This is a genomic window from Aquimarina macrocephali, from assembly GCF_051627225.1.
Taxonomy (GTDB): Bacteria; Bacteroidota; Bacteroidia; order Flavobacteriales; family Flavobacteriaceae; genus Aquimarina; species Aquimarina macrocephali.
Genome location: NZ_CP151795.1, coordinates 660,657 through 679,190, shown reverse-complemented (window position 1 = coordinate 679,190; position 18,534 = coordinate 660,657). Strand labels below are relative to the sequence as shown.

At 32.6% G+C, this 18,534-nt stretch carries 13 protein-coding genes and 1 tRNA gene; 11 read left to right on the top strand and 3 right to left on the bottom strand.

Annotated elements, in window-relative coordinates:
* Position 1 precedes the first annotated feature (1 nt).
* The 4 genes from AAFU52_RS03055 to AAFU52_RS03040 all read left to right on the top strand — a co-directional run bounded on the left by AAFU52_RS03055 (position 2) and on the right by AAFU52_RS03040 (position 2,663).
* Positions 2-394, top strand: a complete 393-nt coding sequence (locus AAFU52_RS03055; RefSeq protein WP_024772018.1) for an ExbD/TolR family protein — start codon at positions 2-4, stop codon at positions 392-394.
* A 2-nt stretch (positions 395-396) separates the two neighbouring features.
* The gene (locus AAFU52_RS03050) at positions 397-1,290 is read left to right on the top strand and encodes an energy transducer TonB (protein ID WP_438425344.1); all 894 of its coding nucleotides are present in this window, start codon (positions 397-399) and stop codon (positions 1,288-1,290) included.
* Between the two features lie 8 nt (positions 1,291-1,298).
* Positions 1,299-2,516 carry a bifunctional folylpolyglutamate synthase/dihydrofolate synthase gene (locus AAFU52_RS03045; RefSeq protein ID WP_438425342.1) on the top strand — a complete coding sequence of 406 codons (1,218 nt, stop codon included), beginning with the start codon at positions 1,299-1,301 and terminating at the stop codon, positions 2,514-2,516.
* 69 nt (positions 2,517-2,585) lie between these two features.
* Positions 2,586-2,663: transfer RNA gene (locus AAFU52_RS03040), tRNA-Val, on the top strand.
* Between the two features lie 242 nt (positions 2,664-2,905).
* Here the strand turns inward: AAFU52_RS03040 and AAFU52_RS03035 are convergent.
* Positions 2,906-3,493 carry an RNA polymerase sigma factor gene (locus tag AAFU52_RS03035; protein ID WP_438425340.1) on the bottom strand — a complete coding sequence of 196 codons (588 nt, stop codon included), beginning with the start codon at positions 3,491-3,493 and terminating at the stop codon, positions 2,906-2,908.
* A 137-nt stretch (positions 3,494-3,630) separates the two neighbouring features.
* Between AAFU52_RS03035 and AAFU52_RS03030 the strand changes: the two genes are divergently transcribed.
* From AAFU52_RS03030 to AAFU52_RS03000, 7 genes are all read left to right on the top strand, one after another.
* A complete protein-coding gene (locus AAFU52_RS03030) occupies positions 3,631-4,752 on the top strand; it encodes a FecR family protein (protein WP_438425339.1) in 1,122 nt (373 codons plus the stop codon).
* Between the two features lie 253 nt (positions 4,753-5,005).
* Entirely contained in the window at positions 5,006-8,437 is a 3,432-nt protein-coding gene (locus AAFU52_RS03025) for a SusC/RagA family TonB-linked outer membrane protein (protein ID WP_438425337.1), read from the top strand.
* Positions 8,438-8,458: 21 nt separating this feature from the next.
* Complete coding sequence (locus AAFU52_RS03020; protein ID WP_438425335.1) at positions 8,459-10,024, top strand: SusD/RagB family nutrient-binding outer membrane lipoprotein; 1,566 nt, start codon at positions 8,459-8,461, stop codon at positions 10,022-10,024.
* Positions 10,025-10,293: 269 nt separating this feature from the next.
* Positions 10,294-12,342 carry a beta-N-acetylhexosaminidase gene (locus tag AAFU52_RS03015; RefSeq protein WP_438425332.1) on the top strand — a complete coding sequence of 683 codons (2,049 nt, stop codon included), beginning with the start codon at positions 10,294-10,296 and terminating at the stop codon, positions 12,340-12,342.
* A gap of 4 nt (positions 12,343-12,346) precedes the next feature.
* A complete protein-coding gene (locus AAFU52_RS03010; RefSeq protein ID WP_438425329.1) occupies positions 12,347-13,216 on the top strand; it encodes an SMP-30/gluconolactonase/LRE family protein in 870 nt (289 codons plus the stop codon).
* Between the two features lie 28 nt (positions 13,217-13,244).
* Entirely contained in the window at positions 13,245-14,102 is an 858-nt protein-coding gene (locus AAFU52_RS03005; RefSeq protein WP_024772027.1) for a dienelactone hydrolase family protein, read from the top strand.
* Positions 14,103-14,398: 296 nt separating this feature from the next.
* Positions 14,399-15,481 (top strand): DUF2652 domain-containing protein, encoded by a 1,083-nt coding sequence (locus AAFU52_RS03000; RefSeq protein WP_438425327.1) that lies wholly within the window; start codon positions 14,399-14,401, stop codon positions 15,479-15,481.
* On the opposite strand, the gene AAFU52_RS02995 is transcribed toward AAFU52_RS03000, so the two are convergent.
* Both AAFU52_RS02995 and gldJ read right to left on the bottom strand, forming a co-directional pair.
* Positions 15,482-16,759 carry a UDP-N-acetylmuramoyl-tripeptide--D-alanyl-D-alanine ligase gene (locus tag AAFU52_RS02995; protein WP_438425325.1) on the bottom strand — a complete coding sequence of 426 codons (1,278 nt, stop codon included), beginning with the start codon at positions 16,757-16,759 and terminating at the stop codon, positions 15,482-15,484.
* Between the two features lie 82 nt (positions 16,760-16,841).
* A complete protein-coding gene (gldJ, locus tag AAFU52_RS02990; RefSeq protein ID WP_438425324.1) occupies positions 16,842-18,518 on the bottom strand; it encodes a gliding motility lipoprotein GldJ in 1,677 nt (558 codons plus the stop codon).
* Positions 18,519-18,534: the final 16 nt, after the last annotated feature.

The following is an 18,534-nucleotide window of genomic DNA, read 5'->3' as shown; positions in this document are numbered from 1 at the left end:
TATGAATTTAAGAGGAAGAAATAAAGTTAGTCCGGAGTTTAGTATGTCTTCTATGACAGATATTGTGTTTCTGTTATTAGTTTTCTTTTTACTAACCTCTCCTGCGATAACTCCAGAAGCTTTGGATTTAATATTACCAAAAGCTAAAGGAAAGAGTTCTAATGTTCAGAATATATCGGTAAGTATTACTAATAAATTGCAATACTATATCGATGAAGAGCGTATTAGTCAAAGTAGTTTAGAATCTACATTATTATCGCGATTACAAGGAAAAAATGAACCTACTATTATTCTAAGAGCAGAAGAAGGAGTTCCTATAGAAAAGGCAGTTAGTGTAATGGATATTGCAAATAGAAATAAGTTTAAAGTAATATTAGCCGTTAGGCCCGAATAAAAATGATAAAGCTAGATACAAGACATAAAAAGAAATCCTTTGTGCTTACCATACTGGTACATATAGCGATTATCTTTTTATTGTTTTATCTAAGCTTAAATTATATGGAGCCTGAAGAAGAAAGTGGTATTGCTGTAAACTTTGGAACCACGGCAACCGGTTCGGGTAAAATTCAACCCAACGAACCTATTAAATCATCACCAAAGCAAACGACTCCCGAAACTACGTCGTCAACTCCAGAACTACAAGAGGAATCTCCTCAAATAAAAGATAAAGTGGTAACTCAGGAACTTGAAGATGCCCCGGTAATAGAAAAAAAACCAAAAAAGAAGCCCAAAAAGAAAACAGAGAAGCCTAAAGAAAAACCTAAACCTTCAGATCAGAAACCTTCAGAAAATACAACAAAAGAGAAACCGGTTAAAAAGGTAGAAGAAAAAAAACCAGATCCAAAACCGGATAAATCTACTCTTGATATCCTAAATAGTTTTTCTAATGGTCCTAAGAATGACGGTAAGGCAAAAGGAGGAGAAGGAGATGATAGATCACCAGGGGATAAAGGAAGCCCGGATGGAGATCCTAATGCGAAATCATACTACGGAACCGGAAAAGGATTAGATGGAGATGGTAACTATCGATTAGGCGGTAGAAAGGCTCTTAATAAAGAAAAATTTGTTCAAGATTGTAATGAGTCGGGTATTGTTGTGGTAAAAATAGAAGTTAACCAAAGCGGAAAAGTGATTAGAGCTACCCCAGGGATTAAAGGAACTACCAATAGTGCTTCATGTTTAATGGGGCCAGCAAAAAGAGCAGCTTTGGCTACACGATTTAATAGCGACTCTAAAGCTCCGGCAAAACAAGTAGGGACAATTATTTATCAGTTTAAACTTTCTGAATAATACAAAGAATGAACTATAGGGAAACCCTCGATTGGATGTTTACCCAATTACCAATGTATCAACGCCAGGGAGCTAGTGCATACAAAGTAGATCTTCATAATACGATACAATTAGCAACATATCTAGAAAATCCCGAAACCAAATTTAAGAGCATACATGTGGCCGGAACCAACGGTAAAGGTTCTACCAGTCATATGCTGGCTTCAATACTACAGGAAGCAGGATATAAAGTAGGATTATATACTTCACCACATCTAAAAGATTTTAGAGAACGTATCCGAATTAATGGAGCTACCATTTCTGAAGAATATGTGATTGATTTTATTTCAAAACATCAATCCTATCTAGAATCGAATCAACTTTCTTTTTTTGAAATGACCGTAGGAATGGCATTTCAGTATTTTGCAGAAAATCAGGTAGACATTGCTGTGATAGAAGTGGGACTTGGAGGGAGATTAGATTCTACGAATATTATTACTCCAGAAATTTCTGTAATTACAAATATTGGATTAGATCATACTCGTTTTCTGGGAGATACTTTAACTGCAATAGCTTCAGAAAAAGCAGGGATCATTAAAGAGGGTGTGCCAGTCGTTATTGGAAGAAATGAAGAAGAGACTTCAAAAGTTTTTATAGAGGTTGCTAAAGCATCCGGTAGTCCTCTGTATTTTGCTGAAGATTGTAACTGTATAGTATATCCATCTGATCTAAAAGGAAGTTATCAAAGAGAAAATATAAGGACCGTTTTGCAAACCATAGATTTGATCAAATCAAATGGATGGAATATATCTGAAAATGATATTAAAAAAGGGCTTCTGGATGTTGTAAAGAATACCCATTTGTTAGGGAGGTGGCAAATATTACAAAAAAAACCTAAAGTGATATGTGATACTGCGCATAACGAGGATGGGTTAAAAATGGTGATGAAGCAGTTGATTGAGGAAGAATGTGATCATCTTCATGTGGTATTAGGAGTGGTTGATGATAAAGATTTAGATACTATTTTACCGTTATTTCCTGTGCAGGCCAGATATTATTTTTCCCGACCTGATATTGTAAGAGGGCTTGATGAGAAAAAATTAAAAAAAGAAGCTTTAAAATTTAATTTAATAGGTGAAGATTATAACTCGGTGAAAGAAGCGTATGAAGCTGCTTTACAGAAGGCTACAGATAATGATGTTGTTTATGTAGGAGGAAGCACATTTGTTGTTGCAGAAATAATTTAAATTTTCTTTAAAATTCTTTTGGTAGACTATAAAACTGTCTTATATTTGCATCCGCAATCGCAAGATAGCGGGCGCTTAGCTCAGTTGGTTCAGAGCACTTGGTTTACACCCAAGGGGTCAGGGGTTCGAATCCCTTAGCGCCCACCAAAAAGGAATCTTCATTTTTATAATGTTGATTCCTTTTTTATTTCTTACAAATTATTTGATAAAAATAATCGTCTTAAATATTGTGTTTATGCAAATATTCTTGCTAATCTGAATAGGAAAAATTCTATATTTTGGATCCTTTAGAAGGAACTAAAAGTTTCTGCAGTACTGATTATTTATGATAACAATAGATGTGAAATAGTAATAGGAGGAGGTAGAAAAACGAGTTTGTATTTAGCTATTTAATCCAAATATTTTAATGAACGTTTTTTAAATATTGAAATAAATAAAATAATTTTCTCATTTTTAAAACTATCTCTAATTTTTTGAAAAGCTATTCGCATTTGAGATTCAACGGTCTTCACAGATACATCTAATTTTTCAGCAATTTCTTTATACTTCACCCCATCTCTTTTATTTAACAATAAAATCTGTTTGCAACGTGGAGGAAGCTCTTCAATAACTGCTAAAATCTTTTTTATCCTTAACTGCCGCTCAGTAGGATCACTGTGTTCGATTTGGTTTTTTAAAACACTTAGTTTTAATTCATCCATTACCTTATTTCTTATTTGATCTTTACGATGTTGATCAATATACAATCTGTAGCAAACTGTGAAAAGGTAATTTTTTAAAGAAGACTCTTCAGCTAAAATTTCTCGTTTATTCCATAAAATAATAAAAGAATTCTGAACAATATCCTTAGCTCTTTCTGTGTCGTATGTTAAAGTTGTTACATAAGCTAATAAAGGCTTATACAATTCATTGAAAATTAATTTAAATGCATCTTCATCATTTTTCTTAATTTTTAGAACCAAATTACTATCATTCATGCTAAATTCAACGTTATTCCTGAAATGTGAATTACAAATATGCAAAAAAAAAAAAGAATTTTCTTTTAAGGGTTTTTGGTAGACCATACGTTTAATCAATAAAGAATAGTAGTTAGTGTTGAAAAAAAAGCAGAAACTTGAAAAAATTAATTGAAAAATATTTGACCAATACAATTAGCTCATCCGAAATGATGGATTTATCCGATTGGTTAAGAAAAGATGAAAATAAAGAAACTTTTAAAGCACATATACTGCAATATTATGATTTAAATTATGCGTTACAAGATGTAGATGTTGAAAGTGAATATATGACATTGATGAAATCCATTAGTAAACAAAAGAATAGTTATAAAAAGTGGTATAAGTGGGCTGCTATTTTTGTTGGTGTGATTGGACTTAGTAGTTTGTATGTCTTAAGTACCCATAATAAGGTGGTTACTGAGGATAATGAGATTACTTTAAAATTAGAAAATGGGGATGTTAAAATTATTCGAGAGAATAACAATGAAAGAATAATAAATGAGGAAGGAACAATAGTAGGTGTATATCACGATGATAAACTCGAATATAAGAATACTAAAGTAAATGATAAAGAGCTTGTATATAATGAGCTATCTATCCCTTATGGTAAAAAACTGCAACTTGTTTTATCCGATGGGACCATGGTTCATTTAAATGCTGGCAGTACATTAAAATATCCAGTGAAGTTTTTAAAAGGCAAAGATCGAAAAGTATTTTTAAGCGGTGAAGCATATTTTGTAATAGCAACAGATAAACTACATCCCTTTATTGTAAATACCCAAGATGTAAATATTCAAGCTTTGGGGACTAAATTTAATGTTAATTCTTACAGAGAAGATAATGAAATGAATACTGTTTTGGTAGAAGGATCAGTTGGACTTTATAAAGTAGATGAGAAATTTGATACAAATACTTCTACTGTATTACAGCCAGGTTATAAATTTACTTGGGATAAATCTGAAGAGAGTATTAATGTAAAAGAGGTTGATGTTAGTGAGTACACAGCTTGGACTAAAGGAGAGTTGTTATTTAAAATGAAACCATTTTCTGAAATTATTAAAATATTAGAAAGAAATTATGATGTCGTTATTACAAATAATTATAGCTCCTTAAATGAAAAACGTTTTTTAGCAAAATTTGATACAGAAACTATAGAACAAATACTAATATCTTTTCAGAGTAGTGAAGATTTTTCTTTTACAATTGAAAAAAATAGAATAACAATAAATAGACGATAAATTTATTAACCAATAAACCAATAAACCAAATTAATGCCTATGATATAAACTTTTAATATAATTTATAGAATAAAAAACGTATTGCAAAAAAAATCGAGAAATAGTGAGATATTTCCCGATTCTAGAATACGATTTAATCGATATGAATCATTTCGACATGAATCTTTATTATTAACTAAATCATCACAAAAATATGAAAAAATTCTTTACCTCAGGGGCATGTTTATATACCCCCCCTAAATTGAATTTAAAAATGAAACTAACACTGTTATTAACATTCATTTCTCTCTTTAAAATTCAGGCAGAATCATATTCTCAAAATACTAAGATTACTATTAATTTAGAATCTGTAAAAGTTATACAGGTATTAGAGACTATAGAATCGTTATCTGAGTTTAAATTTTTGGCAAATGAAAATGTGATAGACCAAAATCGTTTGGTTTCAATAAAAATGAAAAATAAACGAATCTATAAAATATTGGATCAATTATTTGATAGCCAAGGAGTGACATATAAAGTTATAGATCGACAAATTATTTTAGTCAAAAATAAACTAAACAATAAGGCCGTTAAAAAGTTAATCCCAGAACCAGTTAAGGAAACAAAACAAGAAAAAGAAGTCAATGGTACTGTAAAAGACCAACTTGGAGTTCCATTAACGGGTGTAAATATAATTATATCAGGTACAACTAGAGGGGTACAAACAGATTTTGATGGAAGATATACTATAAAAGCTTCAATAGGAGATGTATTAGATTTTTCATTTATAGGAATGAAAACAGTTTCAATTGCAGTAGGAAACTCATCAACTATTGATGTCGTTATGGAAGATGACACTGCAAGTTTAGAAGAAGTAGTAGTAACTGCTTTAGGAATTAAAAGGGAGGCTAAAAAATTAGGATACTCAATACAAACGGTAGAAGGCGAAGAATTAACAAAAGTTAGAAATGTTAATGTAGTTAATAATCTTGCTGGTAGAGTAACTGGAGTTCAGGTTAATCAAAATGGAACAGGTATAGGAGGATCTGCGTCGGTTACCGTTAGAGGTGTTACTTCATTAGTGCCAGGGCAAAATTCGGCATTGATTGTTGTAGATGGTGTTATTTTGGATGGAGGTAGTTTAGGAGAAGGAAGTTTTTCTGGAGGCCTGGATTATGGAAACGCATTATCCGATATAAATTCTGATGATGTTGAAAGTATTAACATTTTGAAAGGAGGGAATGCCACTGCTCTTTATGGATACAGAGGTGCCGCAGGGGTTATTGTAATTACAACAAAGAAAGGTAAAGCAGGCAGAGTTAAAGTTGACTTATCTTCTTCGGTGACTTTTGATAATGTATTAGTTGCTCCTAAACTACAGAATAGCTATGGACAAGGTCGTTTTGATGCTGCTACAGGGCAGTTGGTTCATGATATTACCAGACCTGGTAGTTGGGGACCTGCACTAGATGGTAGTCAGCAAACACGATTTGATGGTGTAGGTACAGCTCCTTACAGTGGTAATCCTGGTGATTTTAAAGATTTTTATGGAACAGGTTTAACCATGATAAATTCTGTAGGCTTATCTGGAGGGTCTGAAATTATAGATTATAGATTGTCTTATTCTAATTTATTTAATAAGCCTGTTTTATCAGGTAGTGATTATAAACGTCAATCTTTGTCATTAAATACAAATACCAATGTGACAGATAAATTAAAAGTACAAGCTAAAATTGCGTATGTAAAAAATACAGCAATTAATAGAGCTGATATAACAGATGGACAGGCAAATACAGTTCGAAGCTTGATTTTAAAACCTAGAAACATTTCTAATGCAGATTTAGAAGCCAATTATGTTAATCCTGATGGTACACCAAATAATTTTGGAGGATCTTCATTTACAATGAATCCTTACTATGCAATCAACACTAAGTTGAATGAAGATACCAAAAACAGATATACAGGATTAATAAGTGCAACATATAAACTTACCGATGATTTATCTGCTACTGCTAGATATTCTCAGGATCAAAGTAATTATGCAGCTTCTATATTCAAAGGCCGAGGGGTTTTTGATAATGCACCTTCAGGGCAATTAGTAGAAATCACACAGCAAACTACCACATCAAATTATGATTTCTTATTATCATATAATGGTTATTTAACAGAAAAAATATCTGTAAGCTCAACTTTAGGATACAGTGGTTTTGAGAACAGAGCAAAATCTACAACTGTGCAAGCATCAGATTTATTAGATCCTTCACTTTTTTCAGTAAATAATTTTGGAACTAAAGGAGCTAGTACAAGATTAAGTAATCTTAAATCTCAATCTTTATTTGGTTCGGTCCAATTTGGATTTAATGATTTTGCATTTGTTGAAGTAACAGGAAGAAATGATTGGAGTTCTACATTACCAGTGGATAGTTTTTCATTTTTTTACCCCTCTGTAGGAACGAGTTTTCTATTGCATGATATTTTTGGTATTGATAGTGATAAAGTTAATCTTATAAAACTTAGAGCAAGTTGGGCAAAAACTGGAAATGCAACACTGCCTTACAGATTGGCTCCAGTGTACAATGTATCTTCTGCTCCGTATAATGGGCTTACATTATTCTATTTTGGAGACCCTAATTTAACACAGGGACAAGCAGAGGAAGGAGCTGCTCCAGGAACCGTAATACCTAATAAAGATCTAAAAGCCGAATTATCATCAGAATATGAGTTGGGTATGGATGTTAAACTATTTAATAATCGATTAGGATTAGATGTTACATACTATAATAAGGAGACAAAAAACCAGATATTATCAATCTCATTACCCTCTACTACAGGAGCGCAGAGCAAAATAATTAATGCAGGTTTGGTTTCTAATAAAGGAGTAGAGATCGCTTTAACAGCAACCCCTATAAAATTGACAAATTTTGAATGGAATACAGCTTTTAATTTTAGTAAAAATGAAAATAGAATAGAAAAGCTTGTAGATGAACTACCCACTGCTATTATAGCAAGACAATTTAATGATGTTATACAATTAACTGCCACCGAAGGGAATGTGTATGGAGATTTGGTTGGTCCATCATTTTCTCGGGATGATCAGGGACGTGTGATTTATGATAGTGATGGTTTGCCAGTTGTTGGAGAAAATAAAATCATAGGAAATGTTACTCCAGATTTCTTACTAGGAATTAATAATTCATTTTCATATAAAAACATAGAACTTGGATTTTTGATTGATATTAAATCAGGAGGAGATGTTTTCTCATTTACTGATTTTGTAGCCAGTACAAATGGTAACGATATTAGAACCTTAGAAGGAAGAGAATTTTATACAGGAGGTAATGGTATTATGGTACCAACTGATGCCGTTGTAGATGGCACATTATCTCCAAGTGTTGCTGCTAGGGGAGTTGATCCGGCAACATATTATCAAAGATTAGGTAATATCTCTGAAAACTGGATTTCTGATGGTAGTTATGTTAAACTAAGACAAGTATCGTTAACGTATAATTTCCCTTCTAGTATTTTAGACAGATTTTCGATTGCAAATATGTCTATAAGCTATATTGGTAGAAACTTAGCAATTCTTCATAAGAATACACAAAATTTTGATCCAGAAGTTGGTTTTAATACCTCTATCCAAGGAATTGAAATTTATGATTTCCCTTCTACTTCTAGCCATGGTGTAAAGTTAAACTTGTCATTTTAATACTAAATAATTTAAAATATTATGAAAAATATTAATAATAAAAATTATTCAAACATTAAAAGACAATTTTTCACTATTGTATTAATGTTTGGTTTCTTAACGTCTTCATGTACTAAAGACTTTGAAGAAATAAATATCAACCCTAATTTACCCGAAGAGAGTGGAGCAGATAACATTATGGGAGGAGTGCAATATTTTACTTTTGCAGAGCCTAGATTTGTAGCATGGAGAGGTAATTTATTATATTCATCACAATTTTCTCATCAATTCTCAACAAGTGTTGCAGGAAGCTGGTGGGCTGGTGGTGATATATATGATAATGATCAAGGTTGGACCAATGCTGTATTTGATAAATCATTTACAAAGAGTAGTTTGAATCTACGTAATTTATTAATCAAATTTGGCGAATTAGAGGATACCAATGGTCAAGCTGTGACTAAAATTATGATGTCTCTTTTTTATCAAAAAATGACTGATATATTTGGGAATGTCCCTTATGCCGAGGTTATACTACCAGAGTTCGAGGTAAAGCCACCAAAATATGACACACAAAAAGTTATTTATAGAAGCATTTTAGAAGATTTAAAGGCACAAATGGATGTTATAGGAAACTCAACAACAACTATTAGTGGCGATACAGGGGATTTTATATATGGAGGAGATCCTCAAAAGTGGAAAACTTTGGCAAATACAGTGCGATTGCGCATGGCATTACGAAGTAGAGATGCATTTACAGCAGATGGTGATGGTGCTTTTATTGATAGTGTCATAGCAGATTGTTTATTAAATCCTCTAATAAATGAAACTAATGAGGCTACACTAATTAGATCTCGTGACCCTTTGGTTAATGGTAATCTAGACGGTGGTTTTGAAGATGTTTTTTGGGGATTTGGAACTGGTGAAGGAGGTAATGGAGTTACAGGCTCTAAATGGATTTTAACAGATAGACTTGTAAATCTTATGCAAGATAATAATGATCCAAGATTACCAGAAATTGCAACAGAAGCAGAAAACGGAGGGTATGTCGGGGGTATGCCTAATGTAAGAGTTTCCCCAGCCTGGGAGGATATGTCTAAACCTGGACCAAAAATAGTAGGAACATCTTTTTCTGATATTAGTGATCAAGTACCTGTAATGGTATTAACAGCAGCGGAGTCCTATTTTTTACAAGCAGAAGCTGCATTGTTAGGGTATGGAGGAGATGCTAATAGTTTATACCAAAGCGGGATATTGGCTAATATTAATTTTTGGGGAGGTCAAAATGCTGGTGATTTTATAACAAATGAAGCCATTGCTACATTAAGCGGCCCTACTCAAGATCAGCTTAATCAGGTTTATAACCAAAGATGGTTAGCATCTTTAACAAACGGATATGAAAGTTGGGCATTGGTAAGAAGAGTAGATTTAATACCACAAATAACCGATAATGTTAATTTTTGGGTAAGCCAACCTAATAATGGTAGCGTTCCTAGAAGATTACGATACTCTAGTACAGAATCAACCTCTAATAGTGTTAATGTACAAGAAGCAATTAATGCTCAAGGTCCTGATGTAATGTCTACAGCTCTTTGGTGGGATGTAAATTAATTCACTATTTGTAATAGAGTATAAATGAATGCCAGATTAAGTTTTTAAGAATGGCTATTTTTCAGAATTAATTTCAGAAAATAGAAAAGTGTTTTTTGTAGCCATGATTATTGCAAATTTTGTATAAGAATAATGATATAAAAAATTACGATATACATGCAATAAACTTAGTCTGGTAATTCATGCTTTTAATGAATATAGAAAGGATTATCGTTTTCACTATTTAATCACCAAACCACAGAAATTTGAAGTAAAATGCAATACTAGTTATGAAAAATATTAAAAAAATTATATTAATTTTTGTTTTTATAGCATCATGTTTCCACACTAACGCTCAAGCTGAACTGTCAGAAAAATATGATTTAGTGCCTTGGCCAAAAACAATTAAAGAGAACGGTCAAAAATTTATCATTAAAGAAGATTTTACGATTGCAATAAATAAAGATGATATTAATTCTAAAATAGTTAACGCAACAACAAAGTTTCTAAGAAGATTATCTGGTAGAACAGGAGTATTCATTGAAGAAGGGTTTGCGACAACAACTTCTGAAATAAAGACTCCATCTTTATTTATAGATTATAAAAGAGAAGGTAAATTAGAATTAAATGAAGACGAATCGTATGAACTTTCAATATTAAATAACCAAGTAACCTTAACAGCTATAACAGATATAGGTGTAATAAGAGGATTGGAAACCTTATTACAGCTTAATGCTCACACTAAAACCAAATATTTTTTTCATGGAGTTGATATTAAAGATGCTCCCAGATTTCCCTGGAGAGGTTTAATGATAGATGTCGCTAGGCATTACGAACCACTAGAGGTGTTAAAAAATAATTTAGATGCCATGGCTGCTGTGAAAATGAATGTTTTTCATTGGCATTTAACCGAAGATCAAGGGTTTAGAGTAGAGGTGAAATCAAGGCCTAAATTTCATCAATTGGCATCAGATGGACAATACTATACTCATGAGCAAATAAAAGAATTAGTAGAATATGCATCCAATTTAGGAATTAGAGTTGTCCCCGAATTTGATATACCAGGCCATGCAACTTCTTGGTTAGTAGCATATCCAGAAATGGCAAGTAAGGATACCACCTATAAAATAGAAAGACATGCAGGTATTTTTAACCCTACTTTGGATCCTACAAAAGAAGTTACCTACGAAATTATTACTGACGTGTTTTCAGAAATTGCTCCACTTTTTCCTGATAAGTATTTTCATATTGGAGGTGATGAAAATGAAGGTAAACATTGGGATGAAAACGATAAAATTCAAGAATTTAAGAAGAAAAATAATATAAAAGATAACCATGAGTTACAAGCGTATTTTAATATTAAAATTCAAAAAATATTAAAAGAACAAGGAAAAATCATGATGGGATGGGATGAAATTTTGCAACCAACCTTACCTAAAGATGTTGTTATACATTCCTGGAGAGGCAAAGAAGCAATGTTAAAGGCAGCCAAACAAGGCTATAAAACGGTGTTATCCAAAGGGTATTATATAGATTTACTAAAATCTATTAGACATCATTATGCAAATGAACCAATTTCAAAAGATCATGGTTTAACAGAAGAACAACTAAAAAATATTTTGGGAGGAGAAGCAACAATGTGGGGAGAATTAGTTACCCCTGTTTCTATAGATTCTAGAATTTGGCCTAGAACAGCTGCAATTGCAGAAAAACTATGGTCATCTAGTGAGGTTAATGATGCGGATAATATGCTTAAAAGATTAGAGAATGTTAATTATAGATTAGAAGAATTAGGTATTTCTCATATCAGAAATAGAAATGTGATTTTAAGGAACATTAGTAATAATCAAGATTTAAAATCATTGATTAATCTCACAAAAATTTGTGAACCATTAAAAGCATACCAAAGAAATAAAGGAGGAATCCAGTATAAATCGTATTCACCATTTACGCAATTTGTCGATGCATGTAATACAGATGCTATTGATGCTATACTATTTAATAAAAGTGTAAAAAAATATTTAAAATCTAGCAGAGATGTTGATAAAAAGGAGGTTGTATCGATGCTTGACAAATGGATGACAAATCATATTGATTTCAGTGAAATAAATAATAATCCAACCTTAGCAAAATTAGAACCTCTATCTTCAAAATTAGCAGAACTATCATCTATTCTAAAAAAAGGAATAGCAAGAGGAAGTATAAACAAAACTGAGCATCAAAAATCAATAGGCATTATTGATTTTCTTAGTAAACCAATTGCTGACACAGAACTAGTAATAATACTAGCAATTAAAAAACTAATCTCAAGTTTAGAAATTAAAAATGTAAAACCTTAACATATTGAAAAATACTATAATTTTCGCGGTAATGTTTTTTGGAGTCATGGTTTTTTGCTCATGTAATAAAGAGAAACCTATTGATAATGGTAACGATTTTACTAAAGAATATGAGTTTACAAAAGGTATAGAAGGTCCGGCAGTAGATAGTAAAGGGAATCTATATGCAGTCAATTTTAAAGAAGAAGGCACAATAGGTATTGTTAATAGTAAAGGAGAAAGTTCCTTATTTGTAAAATTACCAACGGGTAGTGTTGGGAACGGAATTCGTTTTGATGCATCTGATAATATGTATATAGCAGATTATACAAATCATAACATACTGTTTTTGAAAAATGGATCAAAAGAAGTTGTTGTTTTTGCTCATGACTCTACAATGAACCAACCAAATGATATTGCTATTTCTTCTAATAGAACATTGTATGCAAGTGATCCTAACTGGAAAAATGGAACAGGTAATTTGTGGATGACTTCTAATCGAAAGCTTGTTTTGGTAGAAAAAAATATGGGAACAACTAATGGTATAGAAGTTAGTCCCGATGGGAAGAAATTGTATGTTAATGAATCTATACAACGAAACATTTGGGTTTATGATATAATGGATAACGGCCAACCCGTTAATAAAAGAATATTCAAAACATTCAAAGATTTTGGCTTAGATGGTATGAGATGTGACGCTAAAGGGAATTTATATGTGTGTAGATATGATAAAGGAACTGTATTAGTATTATCACCTGAAGGTAAAGAACTAAGAGAAGTACAGCTAAAAGGAAAAAAACCAACTAATATTGCTTTTGGAGGGAAAAATAATACTCAATGTTTTGTAACTATGGCAGATAGAGGATGTTTTGAGACATTCTTTTCTCAAAAATGATCATGGTTTTTTTATAATATAGATCAGTATGGCATATTCTATTATTAAAAAAAAGAGCTACTTGTTTTTCTTAACTATTCAATTACTTACCAATTGTAGCTCAAGTGATGGTGTTATAGGTATAAATGCAAATGATCTTGTTGAGTTAAATACAATCTCGTCAGGTGTGCAGATGGCGTATCCAAGAGGATCTACAAAATCTCAATATGGATTCTATGCATATGTTCCTTCTCAATATAATATCGCCAATACAGAAAAATACCCTTTATTGATCCACTTACATGGAGGTGGAGCAAGAGGAGATAGCTCTGTAAACCCAAATGATTTAAATTCTATTTTATTTGATGGCCTTCCGTCATTAATACATAAAAATCAATGGAATCCCAAACATCCTATGATTGTTGTATCGCCCCAATCTCCATCTATTTGGAATACGGAAAACTTGCACAATTTTATTACCTTTTTGATTGATAACCTAAAGATAGATACGCAACGAATATATATGACAGGGTTTAGTATGGGAGGGAAAGGTTGTTATGATTATGTTTCTTCAAAAGGCAATAAATCATATGTAGCGGCCATAATTCCTATCGCAGGATGGGGAGATGTGTCAACAGGAAATCAATTTACTAATATTCCTGTTTGGGCATTTCATGGGGATGCAGATAGGATTATTTCACATGATAAATCGATTTCAATGGTTAATGCAATTAATGCAGAAAACCCAACAACAAAAGCCAAGATAACCATATACTCTGGTATCGGTCATGACTCTTGGTCGAGAACTTATGATAATACAGGGAAAGGTAGTGGAAACAGCGCTTATGACCCCTTTGATATCAGTATTTATGAGTGGATGTATTTATACAAAAAGACTGATTTATAAATGACATTTCTAATAAAGAATTATAACCTATGCAGGGTTAGTTATTTATGGATTGCTTTTTTTGACACCAAGAAGAATTCTAAAGTGAATAAGCTAAAAATGATCAAGCCATAAAATAGTAATGAAGAGTTAAATAGATTTATTGACACGTTGATGATCAATAAGGATTTGTATATTGTTAGGTATAAAGAAAAATACCTACTACCTATACATAGAAATAGTTAGTCTATGATTCGAAAAGTATACAAGGATTATGCTTTTTATCATTTTAGTCAAAACAAATAGTATATTTTCAGATGGCAAAATCATTACTCTTTATACCAGATATTTCGGGTTTCACGCACTTTGTTCAGAATACCGAGGTAGAACATAGTCAACATGTGATTTCTGAGTTGTTAGAGGTTTTAATTAATGCCAATACACAAGATTTGAAATTAGCGGAAGTAGAAGGGGATGCATTGTTTTTTTATAAAGAAAATGAAATCCCATCACAAGAAAAGTTACTGGCGCAGGTTGAAACAATGTTTACAGCGTTTTATAGCCATCTTAAGCTTTTAGAGAAAAATCGTGTTTGTCCTTGTAATGCATGTGCTACAGCACCTAATTTACAATTAAAAATAGTAGTGCATTGTGGGGAATTACAATTTATTACGGTTCAAGAAAAGCGCAAGCCTTTTGGTCAGGTAGTTATTGAGGCTCATAGGTTACTTAAAAATTCTATTGTAAGTGATAACTATGCTTTATTAAGTGGTGAAGTATCAAAAACTATTGGACTTCCTGTTAATTATAAGAGTAAATTATATCATTTTAGAGAGAGTAAAGATACTTATGATACTAAGGAGATTATTTACTTGTTTTCTGAAATAAATAAAAATAAGTTAAAACTTACTCCTTTTGCTATTCCAGAAGTGGTAGATTTTCAATGTTCTCCATCCATAGTTTTAAAGAGAGAGTTTCAAATTCCTGCGGCACAATTATTAGAATATATTACTAATTATAGTTATAGGCATTATTGGGCAAAGGGAGTTGATAAATTCGAGTACAACCCAGGAGAAGTTACTCGATTAGGTACCGAACATGTCTGTGTAATTGATGGAAAACGACTCAATTTTACAACAGTGACCAAAAAAGCAAGCCTTGATGAGATTGTGTATGGAGAACGTACTACGGATGTTCCTTTACATGCATTGTATCAGTTTTTTATTATAAAACCATTACCCGATAATGAATGCTTGCTTACTGTAGAGATCTATCCTAAGGCGAAATCAATAGTACATAAGCTTATGTTGTTTCTTTTGATAAAAAAAGCCATTAAAAAGTCTATGAACGCATCTTTGGATAATCTTAAAGCATTTGTAAGAAACGATGCTATGGCTTAGTTAGAGAAGATCCAGAATTCGTTCTAGCTTCATGCCTCGTGATCCTTTGATCAGAATAACATCTTTTTGATTTTTTAGACTCCAACTAGTCTCAAGATCTTCATAAGATTTAAATTTTCGAACATTCGGGTTAGTGCATTTAGTGGCAAAAAAATGACTCCCGATTAAATATATTTCGTCTGTTTCTGTATCACTTATCTGATCAGCTATTTTTTGATGCTCTAGAGATGTATCATCACCCAGTTCAAACATATCTCCTAAAAAGACAATTTTTGTATCGTATTGCAATTGAACCAAATTATTGATGGCGGCTTCCATGCTCGTTGGATTTGCATTATAAGCGTCCAAGATAATTGTATGGTTTCCTTTTTTAATGATTTGCGAACGATTATTTGTAGGGGTGTAGGATTCTATTGCGCCTTTGATTTTATCTATGCTAATTTTGAAATAGGATCCAATAGCTATGGCCGCAGCAATATTTGTGAAGTTGTACTGACCTATTAGATTGCTGTGTATAGTATCGTCTAGAAAAGAGATAATTACATTAGGATTGGTATCTGTCAATTTAATAATAGCATCACTGGTATTGGATTGTGAAAAACTATATGTCTTTATTTTGGAAGAGGCATTTACTAGTTTTTTATCCTCAAGATTAAGAAAAACTAGTTTATCATGTTTTTTTAAGTAATCATAAAGTTCTGTTTTTCCTTTTAGAACACCTTCAATGCTTCCAAAACCTTCTAGGTGAGCTTTGCCAATATTTGTGATATAACCATAATCTGGAGTAGCAATAGAGCATAAAAATGCTATTTCTCCCAAGTGATTGGCTCCCATTTCTACAATTCCTATTTGAGTTTCCTTTGTCATTGATAAAAGCGTAAGAGGAACGCCTATATGATTATTTAGATTGCCTCTAGTGGCTGTTGTCTTAAAAGAAGACGAGAGAACACTGTTGATTAGTTCTTTTGTAGTAGTTTTTCCATTACTTCCTGTTAAAGCAATGATAGGAATATTTAGGTATTGGCGATGAAACGAAGCTAAGCCTTGTAGTGTTTTTAGAACATCATCTACAAGAATATGATTTTCTGTAGTTTTAAATGCTACTTCATCAATTATTGCGTACGCTGCTCCATGCTCCAGGGCTTTTTGCGCATATGTGTTTCCATTAAAATTCTCTCCTTTTAAAGCAAAAAAGATGACATTATGCTCAATTTTTCGAGTATCTGTACATACGCCACTGCTAGCTAAGAATAATTGATGTATTTGGGTGATGGTCATTAACTAAATGATATTAAAAAGCCCTGACAAATATGTACAGGGCTTTTGTATTTATAACGAACTTTAATTAAATTCTAAACTATTATCCTTTTGGCTTCTGGTGTCTTGGTGTTTTTTTCTTTCTGGCTTTAGTACCAACACGAGACATTGCATTTCTGAAACCAATATAATCTGTGGCCATATCTTGAGGCATAAATCTTCTTTGTGCCGGATCTAACCAATAAGCTCTATCTTTCCAAGAACCACCTTTGTATACACGTACTTCATCATCAACGATAGTAGTTCTCTTGCTAGATTCATCATATCTTCTGTCCATTTGTGTGCTATCTTCTGCATCAGGACCTACATAGTGAATAGGTGCGTTATACATTCTTCGGTTAGGAGTTGCTTGATCTTGAAACCCTTCATAGTATCTAGAAGAACTCTTATCACCATCTCTATAGTTCCTGTTGTCACTATCGGTAAAATTAGTTCTCATGTATGTTTCGTTTTCATCAATAGGAACTTGTAAAATTCCACCAGGTAATACTCGAGCTATAATTTTTCCATTACTAAGTGTATCATATACTATAGAATCTGTCATAACAATTTTTACAGTTCCATCAGGGTTGATAGCGTTTTTGGTATATACGTTCCCTCTATAGTAGTTAAAATCATTATATTCATCATCCACGATAGGTCTGTATACATCAGCTACCCATTCTGCAACATTTCCTGCCATATCATATAAACCATAATCGTTAGGGTTATAAGATTTCACAGGAGCAGTGATATCTGCGCCATCATCACTCCATCCAGCGATTCCACCATAGTCACCATCACCTTGTTTAAAGTTAGCTAATTGATCTCCACGAGTTCTTCTTTTTCCAGAACGTGTGTATTTTCCAGTCCATGGGTATTTTTTTCTACCTCTATAGATGTTATAACTTCTAATTTCTACTAAACCTAAAGCAGCATATTCCCATTCAGCTTCGGTCGGAAGTCTGTACTTGGGTAAAAGTAATCCGTCTTTACGTTGTATATATAGACCTGTAGAGTCATTTGTTTTTTCGTATTTTTCTGATGCTCTACCACCTCTGATGGCTTCATCATTACCTCCATAAGTTTGAGTAGGAGCGTTTAAGTATGTGTCTGTATCAAAAGTACTTTCTGCAGAAACATCTTCAAAAGGAGCATTCTTTTTAATTACATCTTCTTCTTCAAGAATTCTTTCATTAACGCGGTTAGTCCTCCAATTACTGAATTCTATTGCCTGAATCCAATTTACCCCTACAACAGGATAATTAGCATACGCAGGGTGGCGTAAGTAATTATTGGTCATCATTTCATTAAAACCAAGTCGATTTCTCCATACTAAAGTATCCGGAAGAGCTCCATAATAGATGTTTCTATATTTTGGTTCTGTTGGAGGATATACCCCTTTTAACCAATCAAGGTATTCCAAATACATCACATTAGTAACTTCGGTTTCATCCATGTAAAAGGACTGAACGTGTTGTTGAGTTGGAGTGTTGTTCCAGTCGTGCATTACATCATCTTGTACACGTCCCATAGTAAATGTACCTCCTTCAATAAATACTAGACCAGGACCAGTCTCTTGCTCTTTGTAATTTGTCTGTACCTGAAATCCACCATCTTTGGAATTGTATTTCCAACCTGTGGCTCTAGAACTGCTCCCATAATCGTTCTTAGAACAACTAAACAGTAAAACACTAATGGAAAGTGCCATTAGCGACTTAAAAATAAACGCGTTTTTCATAATCTTAAGTTCGTTT